Genomic DNA, 20,944 nt, shown 5'->3' with positions numbered 1-20,944 from the left:
CACGCTTTACCCATCAGTCACAGTGCGTTCGTGATCACGAAACACGGTTCCTTCACAGTGGCTGTATGAGTCGAGACATGTCTGAAGTGACGAACACCCGGCACACCGGCCCCGCGCACCGCCGGTGGAACCCCGTCGAACTCGCCGCACGGTGCACGGCCGCCTTCCACGCGTGGTGGGCACGGCGCCACGGCCACGCACCGCCGGCGCGCGATACCGGCGGTGCCCTGCCTCCCTCCGCCGTGGCCGGGGGCAGCGTGCTGTGGCGGATGCGGACGACGGTCAGGGACGAACCGGGCGCGCTGGCCATGCTCTGCACGGCGCTGGCCGAGCGGCGGGTCGACATCCTGAGCCTGCAGACGCACCCGCTGGGCGAGGACACCGTCGACGAGTTCCTGCTGCGGGCACCGGAGGGAACGGACCTCGTCGCGGCCGTGTCGCTCGCCGGGGGTTCGGACACCTGGACCGAGCGGGCCGACACCCATGACCTGGTGGACGCGCCGACCCGGATCCTGGGGCTGGCCGCCCGCACCGCACAGGACGCGGCCGAACTTCCTCTCGCGCTGCGCCAGTTGCTGGGCCGGTGCACGATCCACTCCAGGCCCGCCACGTCCATGGGCGGCCGGCGGATGCCCGGGACCGTGCCCGAGGAGGGCTGCCTGGAGGACACCGTGATCCGGCTGCGCGCCCCGGAGGGCGGGGTGATCACCGTGGAGCGGCCGTATCTGCCCTTCACGCCCACCGAGTTCGCCCGCGCCCGCGCTCTGGTGGAGCTGGACGCCCGGCTCGGTCCGCGGATCCCGCGCGGACGTGACGTCCTCACGCTGCCGGAGGGCAGTGCCATCTCCGTGCGCCGCGCGGACACCGGCGATCTGGCGGCCGCGCGGGCGATGCACGAGCGGTGCTCCACCGAGACCCTGCGGATGCGGTACCACGGGCCGGTCGGCGACGCGGACCGCTATCTGAACCACCTGCTCAGCCCGCGCTTCGGCCGCACGCTCGCCGCGCAGACCGCCTCGGGCCGCATCGTCGGCCTCGGCCATCTGCTCTGGGACGGCGACGAGACCGAGGTGGCGCTGGTCGTGGAGGACGCCTGGCAGCGCCGGGGCATCGGCGCCGAGCTGCTCACCCGGCTGGTGGCGATGGCGGCCGAGGACGGCTGCGCCCAGGTGTACGCCGTGACGCAGGCGTCCAACACCGGCATGGTCGCCGCGATGCGCGGCCTGGGACTGCCGCTCGACTACCAGATCGAGGAGGGCACGCTGGTCGTCACGGCCCGCCTGGACGCCGTGGCGGACCGCCGCGCGAAGGAGGAGCGGGAGCACGGCGAGCGGATCGGCCGGTCGTAGCCCGTCGCGCGGACACGCGGCGCCGGCACGGCGCCCGAGCACGAAGCCACGGCCACCGCGCGGCCACGGGGCGACGGCCACAACGCGCCGGCCGGCGCACGGCGAGCGCGTGAACACGGGGTTCCGGCCGCCGCACGGGCACACGGGGAAGGGCCCGGCGGATCACACCGCCGGGCCGTTCCCCGTGTGTCCGGCCTCAGCCCCGGGCCGGCGCCTCCGCCGGTACGGGTGTCCCGACCCGCTCCCCCAGGGCCGCGTCCAGGTCGGCCCACAGGTCCTCGACGTCCTCCAGGCCGACCGAGAGCCGCAGCAGCCGGTCACTGACACCCGCGTCCCTGCGGTCGTCGGCGTCGACGATGCGGTGGCTGATGGACGCGGGGTGCTGGATGAGGGAGTCCACACTGCCGAGGCTCACCGCCGGGGTGACCAGCCGTACGCCGGCGATCACCTCGTGCGGGTCCCCGTGCACCTCGAAGGAGACCATCGCCCCGCCGATGCTCGGGTAGTGCACCCGGGCCACGCGCGGATCGGCGGCGAGCCGGCCGACGAGTTCGGCGGCACCCGCGGACGCGGCCCGCACCCGTACCGGCAGGGTCGACAGGCCGCGCAGCAGCAGGTAGCCGGCCAGCGGGTGCAGTACACCGCCCGTGGCGAACCGCACCTGGCGCAGCCGCCCGGCGAACTCCTCGTCGCAGGCCACCACGCCCGCCAGCACGTCCCCGTGGCCGCCGAGGTACTTGGTGGCGCTGTGCAGCACCAGCCGCGCCCCGTGCTCGGCCGGGCGCTGGAGGACCGGCGTGGCGAAGGTGTTGTCGACGAGCAGTGGCACGGAGCCACAGGCGTGGGCGACGGCCCGCAGGTCGATCTCGGCGAGCGTGGGGTTGGCCGGGGTCTCCACGAGCACCAGGCCGGTGTCGGGGCGCAGCGCGTCGGCGACGCCGGCCGGATCGGTCCAGGTGACCTCGGAGCCGAGCAGTCCGGCGGTCAGCAGATGGTCGCTGCACCCGTACAGGGGGCGTACGGCGACGACGTGCCGCAGTCCCATCGAGCCGCGGACCAGCAGGACGGCGCTGAGGGCGGCCATGCCGCTGGCGAACGCGACCGCCGACTCGGTGCCCTCCAGCCGGGCCAGGGCGGTCTCGAAGCGGGCGACGGTCGGGTTGCCGAGCCGCCCGTAGACGGGCGGGCCCTCCGGTTCGGCGCCGGTAGTGGCGAAGGCGTCGATGCGGGCCGCCTCGGCGCGGCTGTCGTACGAGGGATAGGTGGTCGACAGGTCGATCGGCGGGGCGTGCAGTCCCAGTCCGGCGAGGTCGTCGCGGCCTGCGTGCACGGCCTCGGTGGCGAGTGCTCGTGTGGTGCGTCGCGTGTCCATGCCCAAGTCCATGGACGGAAGGGTGAACACCGAACGGGCTGTTCGCGTCGGACACCGTGCTACGTTCGGTCGATGGCCGAATCTGTCGTACTGGATCCGGTGGACCTTCATCTGCTGCGGCTGTTGCAGAACGACGCCCGGACGACGTACCGGGATCTCGCCGCGCAGGTCGGGGTCGCGCCGTCGACCTGTCTGGACCGGGTGACCCGGCTGCGCCGTTCCGGCGTGATCCTCGGGCACCGGCTGAAACTGGACCCCGCCAAGCTGGGCAGGGGTCTGCAGGCGCTGCTGTCGGTGCAGGTCAGACCGCATCGGCGGGAGCTGGTGGGACCCTTCGTGGAGCGGATCCGGGCACTGCCGGAGTCGCTGACCGTGTTCCATCTGACCGGCCCGGACGACTATCTGGTGCATGTCGCGGTCGCTGACATGACGGATCTGCAACGGCTGGTGCTCGACGAGTTCACGTCCCGGCGGGAGGTGGCCCGCGTGGAGACCCGGCTGATCTTCCAGCAGTGGGACTGCGGCCCGATGCTGCCGTCTTCGCCCACAGCTCAAACGGGATGACGGGCAACGGGCCGCGTACCAGGATGGTCCGCATGTCTCAGACCCACAGCGCGCTTCCCCGTCAGGTCGCCGACACCTACGTCGACGAGCTCATCGCCCTCGACCCGGTCACCGGAACGTTCCTCGGAGTGAAGGCGAGCTCCTCCCGCCTGCCCGACCTCTCGCCCGCCGGACAGGAGGCGCTCGCCGAGCTCCGGCGGGCCACGCTCGTGCGGCTCGACGAGGCCGAGCGACAGCCGGGCGCGGACAGCGACATCGAGCGCCGCTGCGCCCGACTGCTGCGCGAGCGGCTCACCGCCGAGCTGGCCGTGCACGAGGCCGACGAGGGTCTGCGCGCGGTCGGCAACCTGGGCACGGTCGCGCATTCGGTGCGCGAGGTGTTCACCGTGACGCCGGCGGAGACGGAGGAGGACTGGGCGGCGCTCGCCGAGCGGCTGCGCGCGGTGCCGGCCGCACTGGCGGGCTACCGGGAGTCCCTCGCGCTGGGCCTGGAGCGCAGGCTGTACGCGGCTCCGCGCCCGACGGAGACGTTCGTCGGGCAGCTCACCGAGTGGGCGGACACCGGCGAGGGCCGCGGCTGGTTCGAGGACTTCGCCGCCGCGGGACCGGACGCGCTGCGCACGGAGCTGGACGAGGGCGCCCGCGCGGCGACCGCGGCCGTCGTGGAGCTGCGGGACTGGATGCGCGACGTGTACGCGCCGGCAATCGAGGGCGCCCCGAACACCGTGGGCCGGGAGCGCTACGCCCGTTGGTCCCGCTACTACAACGGCACCGATCTCGACCTGGACGAGGCGTACGCGTACGGCTGGTCCGAGTACCACCGGCTGCTCGGCGAGATGAAGAAGGAGGCCGAGAAGGTCCTGCCCGGCGCCGGGACGCCGTGGGTGGCGCTGGCGCACCTGGACGAGCACGGCCGGCACATCGAGGGCGTGGACGAGGTCCGCGCGTGGCTGCAGGGCGTGATGGACCGGGCGATCGAGTCCCTGGACGGCACGCACTTCGACCTCGCCGAGCGGGTACGGAAGGTGGAGTCGCGGATCGCCCCCGCGGGCAGCGCGGCGGCGCCGTACTACACGCCCCCGTCGGAGGACTTCTCCCGGCCGGGCTGCACCTGGCTGCCCACGATGGGCCTGACCCGCTTCCCGGTCTACGACCTGGTCTCCACCTGGTACCACGAGGGCGTCCCCGGCCATCACCTCCAGCTGGCGCAGTGGGTGCACGTGGCCGAGGACCTCTCCCGCTACCAGGCCTCCGTCGGTATGGTCAGCGCCAACGCCGAGGGGTGGGCGCTGTACGCGGAGCGGCTGATGGACGAGCTGGGTTTCCTCACGGACGCCGAGGAGCGGCTGGGCTACCTGGACGCGCAGATGATGCGGGCGGCCCGGGTCGTCGTCGACATCGGCATGCACCTGGAGCTGGAGATCCCGGCGGACTCGCCGTTCCACCCGGGTGAGCGCTGGACGCCGGAGCTGGCCGAGGAGTTCTTCGGGGCGCACAGCAGCCGTCCGGCGGACTTCGTGGAAAGCGAGCTGACCCGCTATCTGACGATTCCGGGCCAGGCGATCGGCTACAAGCTCGGCGAGCGGGCGTGGCTGCTGGGCCGGGAGAACGCCCGCGAGCGGCACGGCGACGCCTTCGACCTCAAGGCGTGGCACATGGCGGCGCTGTCCCAGGGTTCGCTGGGCCTGGACGACCTGGTGGACGAGCTGTCGGCGCTGTGAGCCGGGCCGGCGCCGTCAGCGCCGGAAGCCGCCCTCGGAATCGATGACCTGTCCGGTGATCCAGTCCGCCTCGTCCGTGGCCAGCCACGCGATGAGGCGGGCGGGGTCGTCGGGCATGCCCCAGCGGCCGGCGGGGAAGAGGGCCGCGATGGCGTCGTAGGTGTCGCCGGTCAGGTAGTCCGTGTCCACGGGGCCGGGGTTGACGGTGTTCACGGTGACCGCGTGCTCGGCCAGGGCGGTCGCCAGGGAGCGGGTGACCGAGGCGAGTGCGCCCTTCTGGACGGCGTAGGCGATCTCGCCCGGCATACCGCCGGCGATGTCCTGCCCGGAGGTCATCATCACCACGCGCCCGCCCGGGGTGCGCGGGGGCAGGGCGGCGCGGTGCCGGGCGTGGGCCTGGACGAGCAGCAGCACCGAGCGGGCGTCGACGGCCCAGTGCGCGTCGAGCATGGCGGCGTCGACGGTGTCGAGATCGCCGTCGGAGCCGCTGAGGGCGTGGTTGGCCACGAGGATGTCGAGCCGTCCGCCGAGCGCCTCGGCTGCCCGGGCGTGCAGTTCGGCGGGGGCCGCGGGGTCGGTGAGGTCGCCGGGGCCGGCGAGCACGTGGGCGTCGGGGTCGCCGAGGGCGTCGCGCACGGAGGCGGTCACGTCCTCGATCCGGTCGGCGCCCCAGGGCATGGCGGCGTCGTGCGGCACGTGATGGTGCAGGTAGACACTCGCCCCGTGGGCGACGAGACGCCGGGCCACGGCATGACCGATGCCACCACGCCGACTGGCCCCGGTGACCAGTGCGGTCCGGCCCCGCAGCGGCAGGGGGTCACGGCGGAGCGCTTCGGGTGCTGGGTGCGGGAGCTTGGGCATGGTCATCCATGATGCAGGGCCGGGCGGGCCGGCGCACGCGCATACCGGCCGCGACACCCGCCCGCGCGGCCACCGCTCCGATCCCGGCCGAGGCCGGCGGGTCGCCCTCCGGCCCCCGGTGGCGGGCGCGACCGCCGTGGCGGTGGGCGGGTCAGGGCAGCGGTCGGACCCGGACGAGGACCAGCCAGGTTTCCGGGCCCGGCCGGACCCGGGCCGCGCGGACCGCGTAACGGCCCGGAGTGAGCATGAGGCTCACATGGTCGGTGCCCGTGGAGTCACTGCCGGGCCAGGCCGCGTCGAACAGGACGACCGTGCCGGGCACCTTCCAGTGCACCTCGGGCTGCCACCGCGCGGTGCGCAGCGCCGCCGGGACGCTCGCCAGGAGTTCCGCCTCGGAGTCACCGGCGAGCCGGCGGACGAGGGTGTCGTGCTCGGGCAGGAAGGCGGTCGCGGCGGGCTCGTCGCCCAGGACCAGGGCCGCCGCGTCGCCGACCGGGAGGAGTCCGACGAGTTCGTCCACCTCGCAGGCCCGGTCGTAGTCCGAGGCCGTCTCCTCGCCGTCGGCGCCGGTCCAGAACGGCAGCACCGTCTCCGGCACCGCGATGAGGGGCCCGCCGCCCGACTCCACCCACTCGACCGTGCCCGGCTCCGCGTATCGCACCATGCGCAGAACCTACCGGGTCGACTCCCGTACCGGAGCCGGGGCTTCAGCATCCGCAGTCGTCGGCTCCCGCGGGTGCCGTCAGCGGGTCGGGGACACGGCGATCGCGGCCCTGCCAGGTGTCGAACTCGAAACCCTCACGCGCCCAGTACTCGAATCCGCCGAGCATCTCCTTGACCCGGTAGCCCAGTTCGGCGAGGGCGAGCGCGGCGCGGGTGGCGCCGTTGCAGCCGGGGCCCCAGCAGTACGTCACGACCGGAACCGACGGATCCAGGAGCTCCGCGGCCTGCTCGGGGACGAGCGCGGTGGGAAGGTGCACCGCGCCGGGGACGCGGCCCTGTTCCCAGGCCTCGGTGGAACGGGAGTCCACCAGGACGAACCCGGGGTCGCCGCCGGCCGCGAGCGCGGCGGCCACGTCGGAGACATCGGCGTGGAAGGCGAGGCTCGCGCGGAAGTGGGCGGCGGCCTCGGCCGGGGAGGCGGGGGCGACGCGCAGGACGGGGTTCACGGCGGTGGTGGTCATGGGAGAGAAGCTACGGCCGCGAGATCCGGTTCTGAAGCGGAGAACCTCGGCCTTTGCCTTGATCTGCCGGGGATTCCCTGCTATTTCTCAGGAATGACCGCGTATTCCCCGGATGCCACCGACTGGCGCATTCTCGACGTCCTCCAGCGGGAGGGACGGGCCGGTTTCGCCGAACTCGCCCGTGCCGTCTCGATGTCCGCGAGCGCGGTCACCGAAAGAGTGCGCCGCATGGAGGAGGCCGGGGTCATCCGGGGTTACACGGCGGTGGTGGACCCGGAGCGGATCGGGCTGCCGATCCTGGCCTTCGTACGGCTGCGCCACCCGACCGGCAACTACAAGCCCTTCCACGATCTCGTGGCGGTGACGCCCGAGATCCTGGAGGCGCACCATGTGACGGGCGAGGACTGTTTCGTCATCAAGGTCGCCGCCCGTTCGATGCGGCATCTGGAGGAGGTGGCGGGGCGCATCGGCGCACTCGGTTCGGTGACCACGAGCGTCGTCTACTCCTCGCCGCTGCCGCGCCGCGCGCTGGGGCGGTGAGCCGGCCTCAGCGGGTCCCCCGCCGGCGCAGCTCCGAACCCGACCTCCCCTTCACGACCTCCAGTTGGGCGTGTATCCGCCGTCGCAGATCGGCGACGTGACTGACGATGCCCACGCTGCGGTCGCGTTCGCGCAGGGAGTCCAGGACGTCCAGGACCTCGTCGAGGGTCTGGTCGTCGAGGCTGCCGAAGCCCTCGTCGATGAAGAGGGTGTCCAGCCGGACCCCGCCCGCCTCGTCGGTGACGACGTCCGCGAGACCGAGCGCGAGGGCGAGCGAGGCGAAGAAGGTCTCGCCGCCCGAGAGGGTCGCGGTGTCCCGCTCCCGTCCGGTCCAGGCGTCGACGACATGCAGTCCGAGTCCGCTGCGTCCCCGGCCGGTGCGGTCGTCGGAGTGGACGAGGGTGTACCGGCCGGACGACATGCGCTGCAGCCGTACGGTCGCGGCGGCGGCGACCTGTTCCAGGCGGGCCGCGAGGACGTACGACTCCAGGCGCATCCTGCGCTCGTTGTCCGCCGAGGTGCCCGCGGTGAGTCCGGCCATGCGGGCCACCCGGTCGTACTCCTCGCGCAGTGGTCCCAGCCTCCGTACCGAGGTGGCGGCCCGTGCGGAGAGCCGGTCGAGTTCGGCGCAGCGCCGGGCGGCGGCGTCCCGCGCGGAGACCGCCTCGCGCACCCTGCGGTCCGCGTCCTCGGCGGCCCGCCGCGCCGGGGCGAGGTCGGCGGGCGGCTGCTGTGCGGCGGCCGCGGTCTCCGGTTCGGCGAGGACGGCCCGTACGGCGGCTTCCTCGTGTTGCCAGGCGTCCAGGCTCCGCTGGAGTTCGCGGTGGGCGGCGTCGTCGAGGAGGGCTTCGGCGGCGGCCCCCGGGGTGTCGAATCCCGCACGGAAGGCGGCGTCGGCGAGCCGGGCGTCGGCCTCCTTGAGCCGCTGGGCCGCGTCCGCGGCGGTGCGGGCGGCGTCGGCGGCGTCCGTGAGCCGTGCGACGCTCCGCTCCAGCTGCGCGGCGCGCGCGGTCACACTGGTGGCGTCCCCCCGCGCCTGCGTCAACTCCTCCTCCAGCGCGGCGTGTTCCCGGTCCAGCCGCTCGCGGCGGCCCACGCGGGAGGCGGCCCGGACGGCCGCCTCCCGCTGGGCGGTGATCCGCAGCTCGTGCTCCTGCTCGGCGCGGCGCAGCCGCTCCTGCTCGGCGTGCAGTACGGAGGCGGCGTCCCGGGCCTGTGCGTACTGCTGCTCCAACTCTTCGGCTGCGCGGAAGAGTTGCTCGGTGGCGGTGTCCCCGGCCTCCGCGCTCGCGGCGGCCAGCGCTTCCCGGACGGCGCCGAGCCGCTGCTCGGCCTCCGCGCGGTGGTCGTCGGCGCGCTGGTGGTCGGCGAGGGCGCGTTCCTCCGTCTCGCGGTCGACGTGCCCGTCGACCTTGCGGGCGGGTGCGGGGTGTTCGGTGGCGCCGCACACCGCGCAGGGTTCGCCGTCGGTGAGGCCGCCGGCCAGTTCGGCGGCGATGCCGTTCAGGCGCTGTTCCTTGAGGTCGAGCCAGTGCTGCCTCGCCGCGAGCGCCCGTTCCCGGGCGGCGCGGGCCTGTTCCTCGGCCGTCTCCGTTTCCCCGGCCAGCCGGTCGCGCAGCCGCGCGGCGTCCAGCCGCTGCCGCGCGGGAGCGCGCTGCACGTCGAGTTCACCGGCCCGCGACGCGGCCTGCTGCGCGGACTCGATGCGACTCTGCAGACCGGTTCGGGTCTCCTCCCAGTCCGCGAGCCAGGTCTCCGCGTCCTCCCGCACCTCCTCGTCGGCATGTTCCTGGCGGTCCAGGTCGGCGCGCTCGCCGAGGAGTTCCGTCAGCCGCCGCTCGGCGCGACGGGCCGACTCCAGCCCGCCCAGTTCCTCGGCGGCCCGGCGGGCGGCGACCGCGAGCCCGGCCGCTCCCGCGTCCGCGAGGGACGCCGGGAGCAGGGCCCGCGCGCGCAGCTCGGCACCGGCCGCCCGTCCGTGCCCGGCCTCGGCGGAGTCCCGCAGGTCCAGGGCCGGGGCGACGGTCTCGGCCCTGCGGGCCCGCTCCATGCGGGCCCGCTCCTCGCGGTGGGCGCCGGAGCGCTCCTGAAGCCGGGCCGCCCGCTCCCGTGCCTCGGCGAAGCGCCGTTGCAGCCGGTCCCGTTCGCGTACGACGTCCAGGACCCGGTCGGCGTCGGCGAGGGCGGACTCGGCGGTGGCGAGGCGGCAGCGGGCGGCCGTGAGCTGCTCCCGCGCGGTGCTGCGGGCGACGGCGGCCGCGCCCAGCACGGCCTCGGCCAGTCCCGGTTCGCCGGGCGTCAGCCCGGGCAGCTCCATGGAGTCGCCCGCGGCCTGCTGCATCCGGTGCGCGTCGGCGAGCAGGTCGGCGTCACCGTCCCGCACCCGCGACTCGACGGCCCGCCGGCGCTCGGCAAGGCGCTTCTCCACGTCGGCGAAGCGGCGGGTGTCGAAGAGACGGCCCAGCAGCTTGCCGCGGGCCTCGGCGTCGGCACGCAGGAAGCGGGCGAAGTCGCCCTGGGGCAGCAGCACGACCTGGCAGAACTGCTCCCGGCTCATACCGAGGAGCTGGGTGATCTCCTCGCCGATCTCCTGGTGCGAGCGACTGAGGTCCTTCCAGGTGCCCGAGGCGGCGTCGCGTTCGCGCAGCCAGGTCTGGGCCTTGTCCAGGGTGGTGCCGGTGCCGCGCTTCTTCGGACGCTCCCAGGGCGGCTGCCTGGTGATCTCCAGCCGGCGTCCGGCGACGGTGAGTTCGAGGGTGACCTCGGTGCGGATGCCCACAGCGGCGTGATCGCTGCGCAGGGTCATGCCCTGACCGCTCTGCCGGGTCCCGGGGACGGAGCCGTACAGCGCGTAGCAGACGGCGTCCAGGACGGAGGTCTTGCCGGCGCCGGTGGGGCCGTGCAGCAGGAAGAGCCCCGCGGCGGACAGCTCACCGAAGTCGACGCTCTGGGTGCTCCCGAAGGGCCCGAAGGCCGTCATGTCCAGCCGGTGCAGCCTCATCGCGCCACCTCCCGTACCGCGTCGTCCGCGCGGACCGCGTCGAAGGCGTCCCGCAGGACCGCCCGTTCGTGTGCGTCGGGGCCTGCGCCGCGCACGTGGGTGACGAAGTCCTCGGCGATCTGCTGGTCGTCGCGTCCGGCGAGACGGCGGGCGTAGGAGACCTCGGGGTCGTCCGCCGCCCGGTCCGGGTCGAAGACGAGGCTGAGGATGTGCGGGAAGCGCTCGGTGAGCCGGGCCATGGGGTCGGCCGGGCGGACCGGGTCGGTGAGCGTCGCCTCGACCCACGCCTCCGCGTGCCGTGTCAGCGCGGGGTCGGCGAGCAGTTCCTCCAGGGCGCCGCGGATCCGGGCCAGCGCGCGCGGTACCGGGCAGTCCACGCGCTCGGCGGTGACCGCCCCGTCGGCGGCCAGGTCGATGAGCCACACGCTCTTGCGGTGCGCGGCCTCGGAGAAGGAGTACGGCAGCGGGGAGCCGGAGTAGCGCACCCGCTCGGTGAGGGTCTGGCAGCCGTGCAGGTGCCCCAGCGCCACGTAGTCGACGCCGTCGAACACCCCGGCGGGCACGGCGGCCACCCCGCCGACGGTGATGTCCCGCTCGCTGTCGCTGGGTTCGCCGCCGGTGACGAAGGCGTGCGCGAGGACGACCGAGCGGGTGCCGGGCGCGCGGGCGGCGAGGTCCGCGCGGACCCGGTCCATGGCGGCGGCGAGCACCGTCCCGTGGCCGGCCCTCTCCACCCCGAAGGTGTCCTTCACCAGGGCGGGTTCGAGGTACGGCAGCCCGTAGAAGGCGACGTCCCCGTGCCCGTCGGACAGCACCACTGGCGTGCCGCACGCGGACGGTTCGGTCCGCAGGTGGATGCCCGCGCGCTCCATGAGCCCGGCGCCGACGCCCAGGCGGCGGGCCGAGTCGTGGTTGCCGGAGATCATCACCGTCGGCACGCCGAGACCGGCGAGCCGGTGCAGGGCGTCGTCGAACAGCTCGACCGCGGCGAGCGGCGGTACCGCGCGGTCGTACACGTCTCCCGACACGACCACCGCGTCCACCTCGCGCTCACGCACGGTGCTGACGAGGTGACCGATGAACTCGGCCTGGGCACCGAGCATGCCGACCCGGTGGAAGGACCGGCCGAGGTGCCAGTCGGAAGTGTGCAGCAGTCTCATGATCCCCGCAGCGTAGCCGCCGGGGCCGACAGCACGGGCGGTTACTCCCGCATCACCCGTCATGACAGATCACACGAACGTCGGCATGTCGGATTCATTGCCGGTTGCCGCTCTGCCGGAGGCCTTCCTTTCAGGGCAAGATGAGCCGTGTGAGCGGGGACACACACAACGGGGACCGGATCGACTTCCGCAACGGGACGTTCCGGGGCGAGGCGATCGGGAAGAAGGTGGAGCATCATCACCACTACGGCCCCATGCCGCACGTAGAGGACGCGCTTCCGCCGGTTGCCGCCGAGTTCACCGGGCGTGCCGAGGAACTCGACGCGCTGCTGGCGGCACTTGCCCCCGGCCCCGGCGGTCACGCCCCGGTCCCGGTGACCGCGGTGGCCGGGCTGGGCGGCGTGGGCAAGACCGCGCTGGCCGTGCGAGCCGCTCACACGGCACGGGAACGCGGCTGGTTCCCCGGCGGCGCGCTGTTCGTCGACTGCCACGGCTACGACGAGACGCCCGCCGGAGCCGAACAGCTCGTGGAGGCCCTGCTGCGCGCCCTGGGCGTGGCGGCCGCCCATGTGCCGACGACGCTGGACGAACGAGCCGGCCTCTACCGCTCGGTCCTGGCCGAACGGGCCCGCACGAGCGGTGCGGTGCTGATCGTGGTGGACAACGCCTCGCATCCCGGGCAGGTCAGACCGCTGCTGCCCGGCCACAGCGCGCACCGCGTCCTCGTCACCTCCCGCGACACCATGCCGCAGCTGGGTGCCCACCTCCTCCGTCTCGACATCCTCCGGCCCGAGGTGGCCCGCGACGTGCTGGGCGTGGCCCTGCGCACGGCCGCCCCCGCCGACCTCCGCGTCCTGGACGCCCCCGAGGCGACCGGGAACCTGTGCGCCCTGTGCGGGTATCTGCCTCTGGCGCTGCAGATCGCCGCCGCCCTGCTCATCGCCGATCCGGGCAAACCGGTGACGGAACTGGTCACGGAGCTGACCGACTCCGCCACGGTCATCGATCACCTGGACGACGGCGAACGCGGCGTACGGGCCGCGTTCGACCTGTCCTACCGCCGCCTCGGTCCGGGCCCCTCCCGCCTGTTCCGGCTCCTGGCGCTCGCCCCGGGACCGGAGACGAGCGATGAAGCGATCACCATGCTGTACGGGGCCGACGCGCTGCCACGGCCGGAGCTGAACGTGCTGGTCCGCGCCCATCTGGTCGGGCCCGGCAGCGTACGCGGCTACTGGACCATGCACGACCTGGTCCGCGCCTACGCGCTGGACCGCGTGAACCGCGAGGAGTCACTGCGTGCCGAGGGCACCCGGGCACGGGCCCGGCTCCTCGCCCACTACCGGCGGCGCGCCGAGGCGGCCGACCGGCACATGCAGTCCCGTCCCGGCCCCGCCCCCGGTTTCAGCGGCCGAAGGGACGCGCTGAGCTGGCTCGACCACGAGCGCACCGGCCTCATCTCCGCCGCGCTGTGGGCGTCCGACCCCGTCCACGCACGGGCCGCACTGGGACTGGCGCTGAGCCTTCACGGCTATCTCAGCTGGCGGCGGTACTTCGACGACGCCGTGTCCGTCTACCGGTGCGCCGCCGGGGCGGCGCACGCCCTGGGTGACGACCTCGGCGCGGGCCGGGCGTGGAACGCTCTCGGGCTGGCCCTGCGCTACAGCCGCAGGATCGAGGAGGCCGTCGCGGCGCACACGCGGGCCCGCGAGATCCACGCGTCGCGCGGGGACCGGCTCGAAGAGGGAAAGAGCTGGGACATGCTGGGAGTCTCCTTGACCGAAGCGCGCAGATTCGACGAGTCGATCGAGGCCCACGAACGCGCCCGCGAGCTGGTGCACGCGGCCGGCGACCGACAGGTCGAGGCATCGACCTGGAACAACGCCGGCCGTGCCCTGTTCAAGCTGGGCCGCTGCGACGAGTCGGTCGTCGCGCTCACCCGGGCCCGCGACATGTTCCGCGCGGTCGGCGACCGGTTGCACGAGGCCACCGCGACGAACAATCTGGGGCGCTCCTTCCGGGAGACCGGACGCCTCGAGGAAGCCCTGTCGGCGCACACCACCGCTCGCGCGGTCTTCCAGGAGCTGGGCGCCCGGGAGCGTACCGCCACGGCGTGGAACGACTTCGGTGTCGCCCTGTCCGCGCTGGGCCGCCTCGACGAGGCCGTCGACGCCCACCTGCTCGCCGTACGGGAGCAGCAGGAGGTGGGCCATCGGCACGGCCAGGCGATCGCCGCCAACGACCTCGGAGTCGCACTGCGGCGCGCGGGCCGCCGCGACGAGGCCGTCGCGGCCCACCTCCAGGCGCTGTGCCTCTACCGGGAGGTCGCCGACCGCTACGGCGAGGACGAGACGCTGAAGCTCCTCACCGCCGCCGGGCACGGGGAGGAAGAACCGCCGGGGGAAGTGGGGAGCCGATGACGCGGCCGCCGCCACCGGCACGTGCCGCCCCGGCGGCACGACTGGCGAGGACCGGTTCCCTCGTCCTGCTCCAGCCGACCCCACTGTGCAACCTCGACTGCCGCTACTGCTACCTGCCCTCCCGCGGGCTCGCCCGTGTGATGTCCGACGAGGTCGCCGACGCCGTCGCGGGGACCGTCGACTCCTGGTCGGAACACCACCCGGTCACCGTGCTGTGGCACGGCGGCGAGCCGCTCACCACGGGGGTGTCCCGTCTGCGGGAGCTGTTCGACCGGTTTCCTCCGGGCCGTGGGCACCCGGTACGGCACGCCGTGCAGACCAATGCCTCGCTCATCGACGAGGCGTGGTGCCGGCTGTTCACGGAACGGCGGATCGAGGTCTCCGTCAGTGTCGACGGTCCCGGCCCCGGCACCGACCGGGTGGACCGCGCCGGCCGGGAGGCGACGGATCGCGTGCTGCGCGGCATCGAGCTGCTCAAGAAGCACGGCATCGCGTTCGGGGCCGTCGCCGTCGTGTCCGACCCGTCCGCGCGCAGGGCGGCCGAACTGCATCAGTGGTTCGCCGCTCTCGGCTGTCGCGTTCTGGGGGTGAACCTGGTGGAACGCAAGGGCGTGTACGCCGGGACCCTCCACGACGACGAGAACATCGTGGAGTTCTGGGCCGCGCTGGCCGCTCGCGGGCGCGCCGACCGGCGTATGGCGCTGCGGGACCTGGAGCACGCCTGGCGGTATGTCAGGGCGGAGCTGGCCGGTGTGGCCGGACGGTGGGCCGGCCTGCCGGCCGATCCGCTTCCCATGGTCACCTGGGACGGGCAGGTGGTGCCGCTCAGCCCGGACCTCGCCGGCTTCTTCTCCGCGCGCCACGGCCGGTTCACCGTCGGCGATGTGCGGGAACTGGGGCTGGCCGGCTGCCTGGCCCGTGCCGAGGAGGCCCCATGGGTCGCCGAAGCCCTGGCCGGGGTCGACGCCTGTCACGCCGTGTGCGACCTGTTCGCCTACTGCCGTGGCGGGCAGGCCGCCAACAAGTACTTCGAGACGGGCCGGCTGGACGCGACCGAGACCCTCTTCTGCCGCAATGGCAGAAAACTCCTGATGGAAGGACTGATACGCGATGCGGAACGAACCGCCGGAAGAGCCCACTGTTGAGGTCCGCATGCGGTCCCTCGGTGCGGAGCTGTTCCCCCTGCCGGACGCCGAAGTCTGCGAGGACTGCGCAGACGCCCCGTGCACGCACGCCATGACCCTCTATTCGGGCGGCTCCGACCCCAGCCCGCTGCACGAGCCCGCCCCGTGAGTCCCCTCAGGCGTCCCCGTACGCCTCCCCGCCCAGCTCGAACCCGGCCGTCCCGGCGGTCGCGTCGGCGAGCCACGCGCGGAAGGCGGCCACGTCGGCGTCCGGGAGGCCGATCTCGATCGAGACCTCCTCGCCGTAGCGCACGTCCCGCACCTCGCGTCCGGTGGCGCGCAGGTCGTTCTGGACCTTGCCGGCCCGCTGGTGGCCGACGGTCACCGTGGCCAGCCGGAAGCGGCGCCGGGTGATCGTGCCGAGGGTGTCCAGTGCCTCTCCGACGGCGCCGCCGTACGCGCGGATGAGGCCGCCGGCGCCGAGCTTGACGCCGCCGTAGTAGCGGGTGACGACGGCGACGACGTACCGCGTGTCGCGGCGGAGCAGCATCTGGAGCATGGGGACACCGGCCGTGCCGCCGGGTTCGCCGTCGTCGCCGGCCTTCTGGGTGGAGGCGTCGGCGCCGATGACGTAGGCGAAGCAGTTGTGGGTGGCGTCGGCGTGCTCCTTGCGGACGGCGGCGATGAAGTCCTGCGCATCCTGCTCGGTGGCCGCCGGGGCGAGGGCGCACAGGAAGCGGGAGCGGTTGACCTCGGTCTCGTGCACACCCGCGCGGGCGACGGTGCGGTACTCGTCCTGCATCGCACCAGCCTATGTGCCTTCGCGCGGGAGGGTCGTCCCGGCTACCCCCGCCCGCCCCGGGGCACCGTCATCGCCGTCAGCAGGGCGGCACCGGGGGCGAGGTCCCGCCATGCGGCGCCGCGCCAGGACAGTACGGCGATCGCGGAGGTGGGGAACTTGACGCGGACGCGGTCCAGGGTGTCGTCCAGGCCGTCACCGGCCAGGGTCAGGACGAGGTCCTCCAGTCCCGGGTTGTGTCCGATCAGCAGCAGCGTCTCGACCTCGGCCGGTGTCTCGCGCACCACGTCCAGCAGCGCGGGGATGTCGGCGTGGTAGAGGCGGGGGTCGTGGCGGACCGGCGGGGGTGTGCCCCACTGCGCGGCGGCCAGTTCCCAGGTGCGGCGGGCCCGGACGGCGGTGGAGCACAGCGCGAGGCCGGGCAGGCAGTCGGCCTCGGCGAGCGCGCGTCCGGCGGCGGGGGCGTCCCGGCGGCCGCGCGGATCGAGGGGACGCTCGTGGTCGGTGACGCCCTCCGGCCGGGCGGACTTGGCGTGGCGCAGGACGACCAGGCGGCGCAGCGGTCCCCGCCCGGCGCGCTCGATCACGCCGGGGCTCCCAGGTCGCGGGTGAGGTCGAGGCCGAGCAGCCGGTCGGCGTAGGCGTACGCCTCGAAGCGGGCGCCGTCCGCCAGGTCCGGGGCCGTCTCCACCGCGCGGAGGACGCCCAGCACGCCGGCCGTGTCCAGATCGTCCTCCCACGCGGTGCGCAGACCGGCACGCACCGCGTCGGGGATCGGCCGCGAGGGCCGTCGCGCCCAGTCGGCGACCGCGCGGCGCCAGCGGTCGAGGATGTCGGCGGCGTCGCCCAGGGCGGCCGGGCCGACCGTCACGGGCTCGTTCCTGGGACGGGTGAGCAGGGCCAGCCGCAGGGCGGCGGGGTCGGCGCCGCCCGCTGGGCCCGGTGCCTCCCCGTGCACGGGGGCCACGGCGACGCGTACCCCGTCGTCGGGTGTCGCGCCGCCCTCGCTCACCACGTGCAGCACCTGGGCCTCGCCCAGGCCGGTGCCGGCGTCCCCGCCGTACTCGAAGGGGCGGACCCCGAGGGCCGCGCCCGCCGCGCGCAGTTCCGCCTGCCGCCGTCCGCCGGTGAGCAGCGCCCAGACCGGCGTGCCGCCGAGTTCCAGGGCACGTACGAGCAGGTCGGCGACGAGCAGCACACGCAGGTTCGTCGGGCCGGGCCCCTGTGGGTGGGCCTCGACCCTGGTCAGGCCCCGCCGGGCGGGGGCGGCGTCCACGGGTTCGCCGGTTCGGGCGTCGGTGATGCGCAGCACGAGGCGAGCGTAGGCGCGCGAGCGGGCGTACGCAGGTATCCGGGCCGCTTTTCGGGTCACCGTGTGCGGTTCCCGGCGCCGGGCGGCCCGGTGGCCGGTACAGTCCACCGCCTACCCGGGGCGAGTGGCCCCTGCCGGGAATCACCACGCGTCCCGCTTCGTTGTGCGGGACGACAGCTCTTTCACGACCCCCGGGAGGCCGACGGTGTACGGCGACGAGGCAACGGTCCGCAAGATCCTCACCGGACTCGGTGACACCTGGGCCGTGGTGGGCCTGTCGTCGAACCGGCAGCGCGCGGCGTACGGCGTGGCCCAGGTGCTCCAGCGGTTCGGCAAGCGCGTGGTACCGGTGCATCCGAAGGCCGAGACCGTGCACGGCGAGCAGGGCTACGCCTCCCTCGCGGACATCCCCTTCGAGGTGGACGTCGTGGATGTGTTCGTCAACAGTGACCTGGCCGGGGCCGTCGCGGACGAGGCGGTGGCCAAGGGCGCCGAGGCGGTGTGGTTCCAGCTCGACGTCATCGACGAGGCGGCCTACGAGCGGACCCGCGCGGCGGGCCTGGAGATGGTGATGGACCGCTGCCCGGCGATCGAGATACCCCGGCTCGGCTAGGGGTGTCGTTGGATCAGGCCGGCTTCGGGCGACGGCGCCTCACAGCCGAGCCGGGCGGGGTCCGGTGGGTGCGGCCGCAAGGCGGAGGAGGGAGTCGGCGCGGAGCGTCGAGGACCGACGGCAACGCCGCGGATGTGCGTGCCGGACCCCGCGACCCCGGCAAGATCCAAACGACATCTCCCAGGGCCTGTCACCGAGGGGCCGCGCCGCCATAATGGCGCGATGAGCCAGAGCTCCCCCCACCTCGACTCACCTTTCCCGCAGCGCTTTCCGGTCGTCGTCGTGGGTGCCGGACCCGCCGGGCTCACCGTCGGCAACATCGTGCGGGCGGCCGGCCTGGAGTGTCTGGTCCTGGAGACCGGGACCCGGGAGTTCATCGAGCGGCGGCCGCGGGCCGGGGTGATCGAGGAGTGGGCGGTACGCGGTCTGGAGCGACGGGGTCTCGCGCGGAACCTGCTGGAGCGGGCCGGGCTGCACACCGCGTGCGAGTTCCGGTTCGACGGGGAGCGGTACCGCTTCTCGTATCAGGAGCTGACGGGCAGTCACCACTGGGTGTATCCGCAGCCGTTGCTGGTGACCGACCTGGTGCGGGAGTACGCGGACGTGCGGGGCGGGGACATCCGGTTCGGCGTGCGGGACGTGCGGCTGCACGACCTGGACGGTGACCGTCCGTCGGTGTCGTACGTCTGCCCGGAGACCGGCCGGCGGGAGGTCGTCGCCTGCGACTTCGTCGCGGGCTGCGACGGAGCCCGCGGGGTGACCAGGGCCTCCCTCGCTCCGGAGCGGGCCAGGGTGGTACGGCACGACTACGGCATCGGCTGGCTGGCCCTGCTCGCCGAGGCGCCGCCGTCCGCCGACTGCGTCCTGTTCGGCTGCCATCCGGACGGCTTCGCCGGTCAGATGCCCCGCAGCCCCGAGGTGACCCGCTACTACCTCCAGTGCCCGCCCGGCGACGACCCGGACAACTGGCCGCACGAGCGCGTCTGGGCGGAGCTGCGGCGCCGGCTCGGGGCGGCCGGAGCGGCCCCGCCTGCCGAGGGGCGGCTGATCGAGAAGCGCGTGCTGGACATGCACGACTACGTCACCGAGCCGATGGCGTCCGGCCGGCTCTTCCTGGCCGGGGACGCGGCACACCTGGTCGCGCCGATCGCCGCCAAGGGCATGAACCTCGCCCTGCATGACGCGTTCCTGCTCGGCGACGCGCTGGTCGCCCGTCTCACCGGGGACGGCGGCAGCGGGCTGACCGGCTACTCCGGGGCCTGTCTGCGGCGCGTGTGGGACTACCAGGAGTTCTCGCAGTGGCTGTCCGAGCTGTACCACGGCACCGCGGCGGGGGACCCGTTCCGCGCGGGCACCACGCTCGCGCGGCTGCGCCGCCTGTTCTCCTCCCCCACCGCCGCTGCCGCCTTCGCGGAGCAGTACCTGGGCACGGCGGCCCGGTACTGAGGCCGCTGCCCCGTCAGTCGTGCGGGGGCCGGTCGCCGATCCGGTGGTCGGCCACGTTCAGCGCCTCGTCCACCAGCCGCCGCAGATGGCCGTCGCGCAGGCAGTAGATCACCCGGCGGCCCTCCTTGCGGGTGCCCACAAGACCCGCGAGCCGCAGTCGCGCCAGGTGCTGGCTGACCGCGGGCCGTGCCGCGCCACAGGCCTCGGTGAGCGTGGTGACATCGGCCTCGCCGCCGGTCAGGGCGTGCAGCAGGGTCAGCCGGGTGCGGTCGCCGAGCAGGGCGAGCAGCTCCGCCGCGAGCGCGAAGTGCTCCTCGCCGGGTGTGCGTGGGTGCGCATCGTGCGCAGGTGATAGGTGCATGCGTGCGCTCATACGCACATAATGAGGTGTGGGCGCCATCGCGTCCACCTCGCGCACCGGAAGGGGACGATCGTGAGCGACCGCCACCACGACCACGAACATGCGCACGAGCACCGGCACGAGCACCACCGGGCTTCGCCGCTGCACCGCCTCACCCACCTCCTCACCCCGCACTCCCACGAGACGGCCGACAAGCTCGACTCCGCACTGGAGTCCTCGGCCCGGGGCATGCGCGCCCTGTGGGTCTCGCTCGCGGTGCTGGGCGTGACGGCGCTGGCGCAGGCGGTCGTGGTGGCCGTGTCGGGCTCGGTGGCGCTGCTCGGTGACACGGTGCACAACGCCGCGGACGCGCTGACCGCCGTACCGCTGGGCATCGCCTTCGTCCTGGGGCGGCGTGCCGCCACCCGTCGCTTCACGTACGGCTACGGGCGGGCCGAGGATCTGGCGGGCATCGCGATCGTGCTGACGATCGCCGCGTCCGCGGCCTTCGCCGGCTGGACGGCGTTCGACCGGCTCCTGGACCCGCGCCCCGTCGAGCACGTCCCGGTGGTCGCCGTCGCGGCGCTGGTCGGGTTCGCGGGCAACGAGTGGGTGGCCCGGTATCGCATCCGGGTCGGAAGGTCCATCGGCTCGGCCGCGCTGGTCGCCGACGGGCTGCACGCCCGTACGGACGGGTTCACCTCACTGGCGGTGCTGCTGGGCGCCGGAGGCGCGGCCCTGGGGTGGCGGTACGCGGACCCGGTGGTCGGGCTGGCGATCACGGCGGCGATCGTCCTGGTGCTGCGGGACGCCGCGCGGGAGGTGTTCCGGCGGGTGATGGACGCCGTCGACCCGGCCCTGGTGGACCGGGCCGAGCGGGCGCTGACGCGGGTTCCGGGTGTGCGTGGGGTGGGTGAGCTGCGGCTGCGCTGGATCGGCCATCGGCTGCGCGCCGAGGTGGCGGTCGTGGTGGACGGCGAGGCGACGGTGCGCGAGGCCCATCGCGTCGCCGTCGAGGCCGAGCACGCGCTGCTGCACGCCGTCCCCCGGCTGACCGCGGCCCTGGTCCACGCCGATCCGGAACCGGTGCCGGGCGCGGCGGACCCGCATCTGCCGCTCGCCCACCACACGGTGAGGTGAG

Annotated in this window: 20 protein-coding genes; 10 read left to right on the top strand and 10 right to left on the bottom strand. The window is 74.1% G+C overall.

Annotated features, from left to right (window positions below; genetic code table 11):
- Nucleotides 1-77 precede the first annotated feature (77 nt).
- Complete coding sequence (locus tag ACH4VX_RS32240; RefSeq protein WP_398372442.1) at nt 78-1,349, top strand: GNAT family N-acetyltransferase; 1,272 nt, start codon at nt 78-80, stop codon at nt 1,347-1,349.
- Between the two features lie 196 nt (nt 1,350-1,545).
- Here the strand turns inward: ACH4VX_RS32240 and ACH4VX_RS32235 are convergent, their stop codons facing one another.
- Nucleotides 1,546-2,721 (bottom strand): trans-sulfuration enzyme family protein, encoded by a 1,176-nt coding sequence (locus tag ACH4VX_RS32235; protein ID WP_398372441.1) that lies wholly within the window; start codon nt 2,719-2,721, stop codon nt 1,546-1,548.
- Nucleotides 2,722-2,793: 72 nt separating this feature from the next.
- On the opposite strand from ACH4VX_RS32235, the gene ACH4VX_RS32230 reads away from it, so the two are divergent.
- Together ACH4VX_RS32230 and ACH4VX_RS32225 are read left to right on the top strand one after the other, a co-directional pair.
- The gene (locus ACH4VX_RS32230) at nt 2,794-3,285 is read left to right on the top strand and encodes an Lrp/AsnC family transcriptional regulator (RefSeq protein ID WP_398372439.1); all 492 of its coding nucleotides are present in this window, start codon (nt 2,794-2,796) and stop codon (nt 3,283-3,285) included.
- 32 nt (nt 3,286-3,317) lie between these two features.
- A complete protein-coding gene (locus ACH4VX_RS32225) occupies nt 3,318-5,006 on the top strand; it encodes a DUF885 domain-containing protein (protein WP_398372437.1) in 1,689 nt (562 codons plus the stop codon).
- Nucleotides 5,007-5,021: 15 nt separating this feature from the next.
- On the opposite strand, the gene ACH4VX_RS32220 is transcribed toward ACH4VX_RS32225, so the two are convergent.
- The 3 genes from ACH4VX_RS32220 to ACH4VX_RS32210 all read right to left on the bottom strand — a co-directional run bounded on the left by ACH4VX_RS32220 (nt 5,022) and on the right by ACH4VX_RS32210 (nt 7,051).
- Entirely contained in the window at nt 5,022-5,867 is an 846-nt protein-coding gene (locus ACH4VX_RS32220) for an SDR family oxidoreductase (RefSeq protein ID WP_398372436.1), read from the bottom strand.
- A gap of 151 nt (nt 5,868-6,018) precedes the next feature.
- A complete protein-coding gene (locus tag ACH4VX_RS32215; protein ID WP_398372434.1) occupies nt 6,019-6,531 on the bottom strand; it encodes an immunity 21 family protein in 513 nt (170 codons plus the stop codon).
- Nucleotides 6,532-6,574: 43 nt separating this feature from the next.
- On the bottom strand, nt 6,575-7,051 hold the full coding sequence (locus ACH4VX_RS32210; protein WP_398372432.1) for a rhodanese-like domain-containing protein: 477 nt from the start codon (nt 7,049-7,051) through the stop codon (nt 6,575-6,577).
- Nucleotides 7,052-7,144: 93 nt separating this feature from the next.
- On the opposite strand from ACH4VX_RS32210, the gene ACH4VX_RS32205 reads away from it, so the two are divergent.
- On the top strand, nt 7,145-7,591 hold the full coding sequence (locus ACH4VX_RS32205; protein WP_398372430.1) for an Lrp/AsnC family transcriptional regulator: 447 nt from the start codon (nt 7,145-7,147) through the stop codon (nt 7,589-7,591).
- Between the two features lie 7 nt (nt 7,592-7,598).
- Here the strand turns inward: ACH4VX_RS32205 and ACH4VX_RS32200 are convergent, their stop codons facing one another.
- Together ACH4VX_RS32200 and ACH4VX_RS32195 are read right to left on the bottom strand one after the other, a co-directional pair.
- On the bottom strand, nt 7,599-10,592 hold the full coding sequence (locus tag ACH4VX_RS32200) for an AAA family ATPase (protein ID WP_398372428.1): 2,994 nt from the start codon (nt 10,590-10,592) through the stop codon (nt 7,599-7,601).
- Nucleotides 10,589-11,752 (bottom strand): exonuclease SbcCD subunit D, encoded by a 1,164-nt coding sequence (locus ACH4VX_RS32195; protein ID WP_398372426.1) that lies wholly within the window; start codon nt 11,750-11,752, stop codon nt 10,589-10,591. The genes ACH4VX_RS32200 and ACH4VX_RS32195 overlap by 4 nt, the downstream gene beginning before the upstream one ends.
- A 149-nt stretch (nt 11,753-11,901) precedes the next feature.
- Between ACH4VX_RS32195 and ACH4VX_RS32190 the strand changes: the two genes are divergently transcribed.
- Genes ACH4VX_RS32190 through ACH4VX_RS32180 form a run of 3 tightly spaced genes read left to right on the top strand, consistent with a single transcriptional unit; the run spans nt 11,902 to nt 15,462 of the window.
- Complete coding sequence (locus ACH4VX_RS32190; protein ID WP_398372425.1) at nt 11,902-14,169, top strand: tetratricopeptide repeat protein; 2,268 nt, start codon at nt 11,902-11,904, stop codon at nt 14,167-14,169.
- Nucleotides 14,166-15,314, top strand: coding sequence for a cyclophane-forming radical SAM peptide maturase AmcB (gene amcB / locus ACH4VX_RS32185; RefSeq protein ID WP_398372423.1), 1,149 nt, complete (start codon nt 14,166-14,168; stop codon nt 15,312-15,314). The genes ACH4VX_RS32190 and amcB overlap by 4 nt, the downstream gene beginning before the upstream one ends.
- Before the next feature lie 7 nt (nt 15,315-15,321).
- Complete coding sequence (locus tag ACH4VX_RS32180) at nt 15,322-15,462, top strand: hypothetical protein (protein WP_398372421.1); 141 nt, start codon at nt 15,322-15,324, stop codon at nt 15,460-15,462.
- Nucleotides 15,463-15,468: 6 nt separating this feature from the next.
- Here ACH4VX_RS32180 and ACH4VX_RS32175 read toward each other — a convergent pair whose 3' ends face one another.
- Genes ACH4VX_RS32175 through ACH4VX_RS32165 form a run of 3 tightly spaced genes read right to left on the bottom strand, consistent with a single transcriptional unit; the run spans nt 15,469 to nt 17,404 of the window.
- On the bottom strand, nt 15,469-16,095 hold the full coding sequence (locus ACH4VX_RS32175) for a YigZ family protein (RefSeq protein ID WP_398372419.1): 627 nt from the start codon (nt 16,093-16,095) through the stop codon (nt 15,469-15,471).
- Between the two features lie 41 nt (nt 16,096-16,136).
- On the bottom strand, nt 16,137-16,679 hold the full coding sequence (locus tag ACH4VX_RS32170; protein WP_398372417.1) for a SixA phosphatase family protein: 543 nt from the start codon (nt 16,677-16,679) through the stop codon (nt 16,137-16,139).
- The gene (locus ACH4VX_RS32165) at nt 16,676-17,404 is read right to left on the bottom strand and encodes a hypothetical protein (RefSeq protein WP_398372416.1); all 729 of its coding nucleotides are present in this window, start codon (nt 17,402-17,404) and stop codon (nt 16,676-16,678) included. The genes ACH4VX_RS32170 and ACH4VX_RS32165 overlap by 4 nt, the downstream gene beginning before the upstream one ends.
- Before the next feature lie 205 nt (nt 17,405-17,609).
- Here ACH4VX_RS32165 and ACH4VX_RS32160 point away from each other — a divergent pair, with 205 nt between their 5' ends.
- On the top strand, nt 17,610-18,017 hold the full coding sequence (locus tag ACH4VX_RS32160) for a CoA-binding protein (RefSeq protein ID WP_073934631.1): 408 nt from the start codon (nt 17,610-17,612) through the stop codon (nt 18,015-18,017).
- Between the two features lie 222 nt (nt 18,018-18,239).
- Nucleotides 18,240-19,463: a 4-hydroxybenzoate 3-monooxygenase gene (locus ACH4VX_RS32155; RefSeq protein ID WP_398372414.1), complete on the top strand. Its 1,224-nt coding sequence runs from the start codon at nt 18,240-18,242 to the stop codon at nt 19,461-19,463.
- Between the two features lie 13 nt (nt 19,464-19,476).
- Here ACH4VX_RS32155 and ACH4VX_RS32150 read toward each other — a convergent pair whose 3' ends face one another.
- Nucleotides 19,477-19,836, bottom strand: coding sequence for an ArsR/SmtB family transcription factor (locus tag ACH4VX_RS32150; RefSeq protein ID WP_398372412.1), 360 nt, complete (start codon nt 19,834-19,836; stop codon nt 19,477-19,479).
- A 60-nt stretch (nt 19,837-19,896) separates the two neighbouring features.
- Between ACH4VX_RS32150 and ACH4VX_RS32145 the strand changes: the two genes are divergently transcribed.
- Nucleotides 19,897-20,943: a cation diffusion facilitator family transporter gene (locus ACH4VX_RS32145; RefSeq protein ID WP_398372410.1), complete on the top strand. Its 1,047-nt coding sequence runs from the start codon at nt 19,897-19,899 to the stop codon at nt 20,941-20,943.
- Nucleotide 20,944: the final 1 nt, after the last annotated feature.

Origin of the sequence: Streptomyces sp. NPDC020731 (genome assembly GCF_044334705.1) — a bacterium.
Lineage (GTDB): Bacteria > Actinomycetota > Actinomycetes > Streptomycetales > Streptomycetaceae > Streptomyces.
The sequence above is the reverse complement of the archived record's forward strand: the minus strand, read 5'-3'. Positions and strand labels throughout refer to the sequence as shown.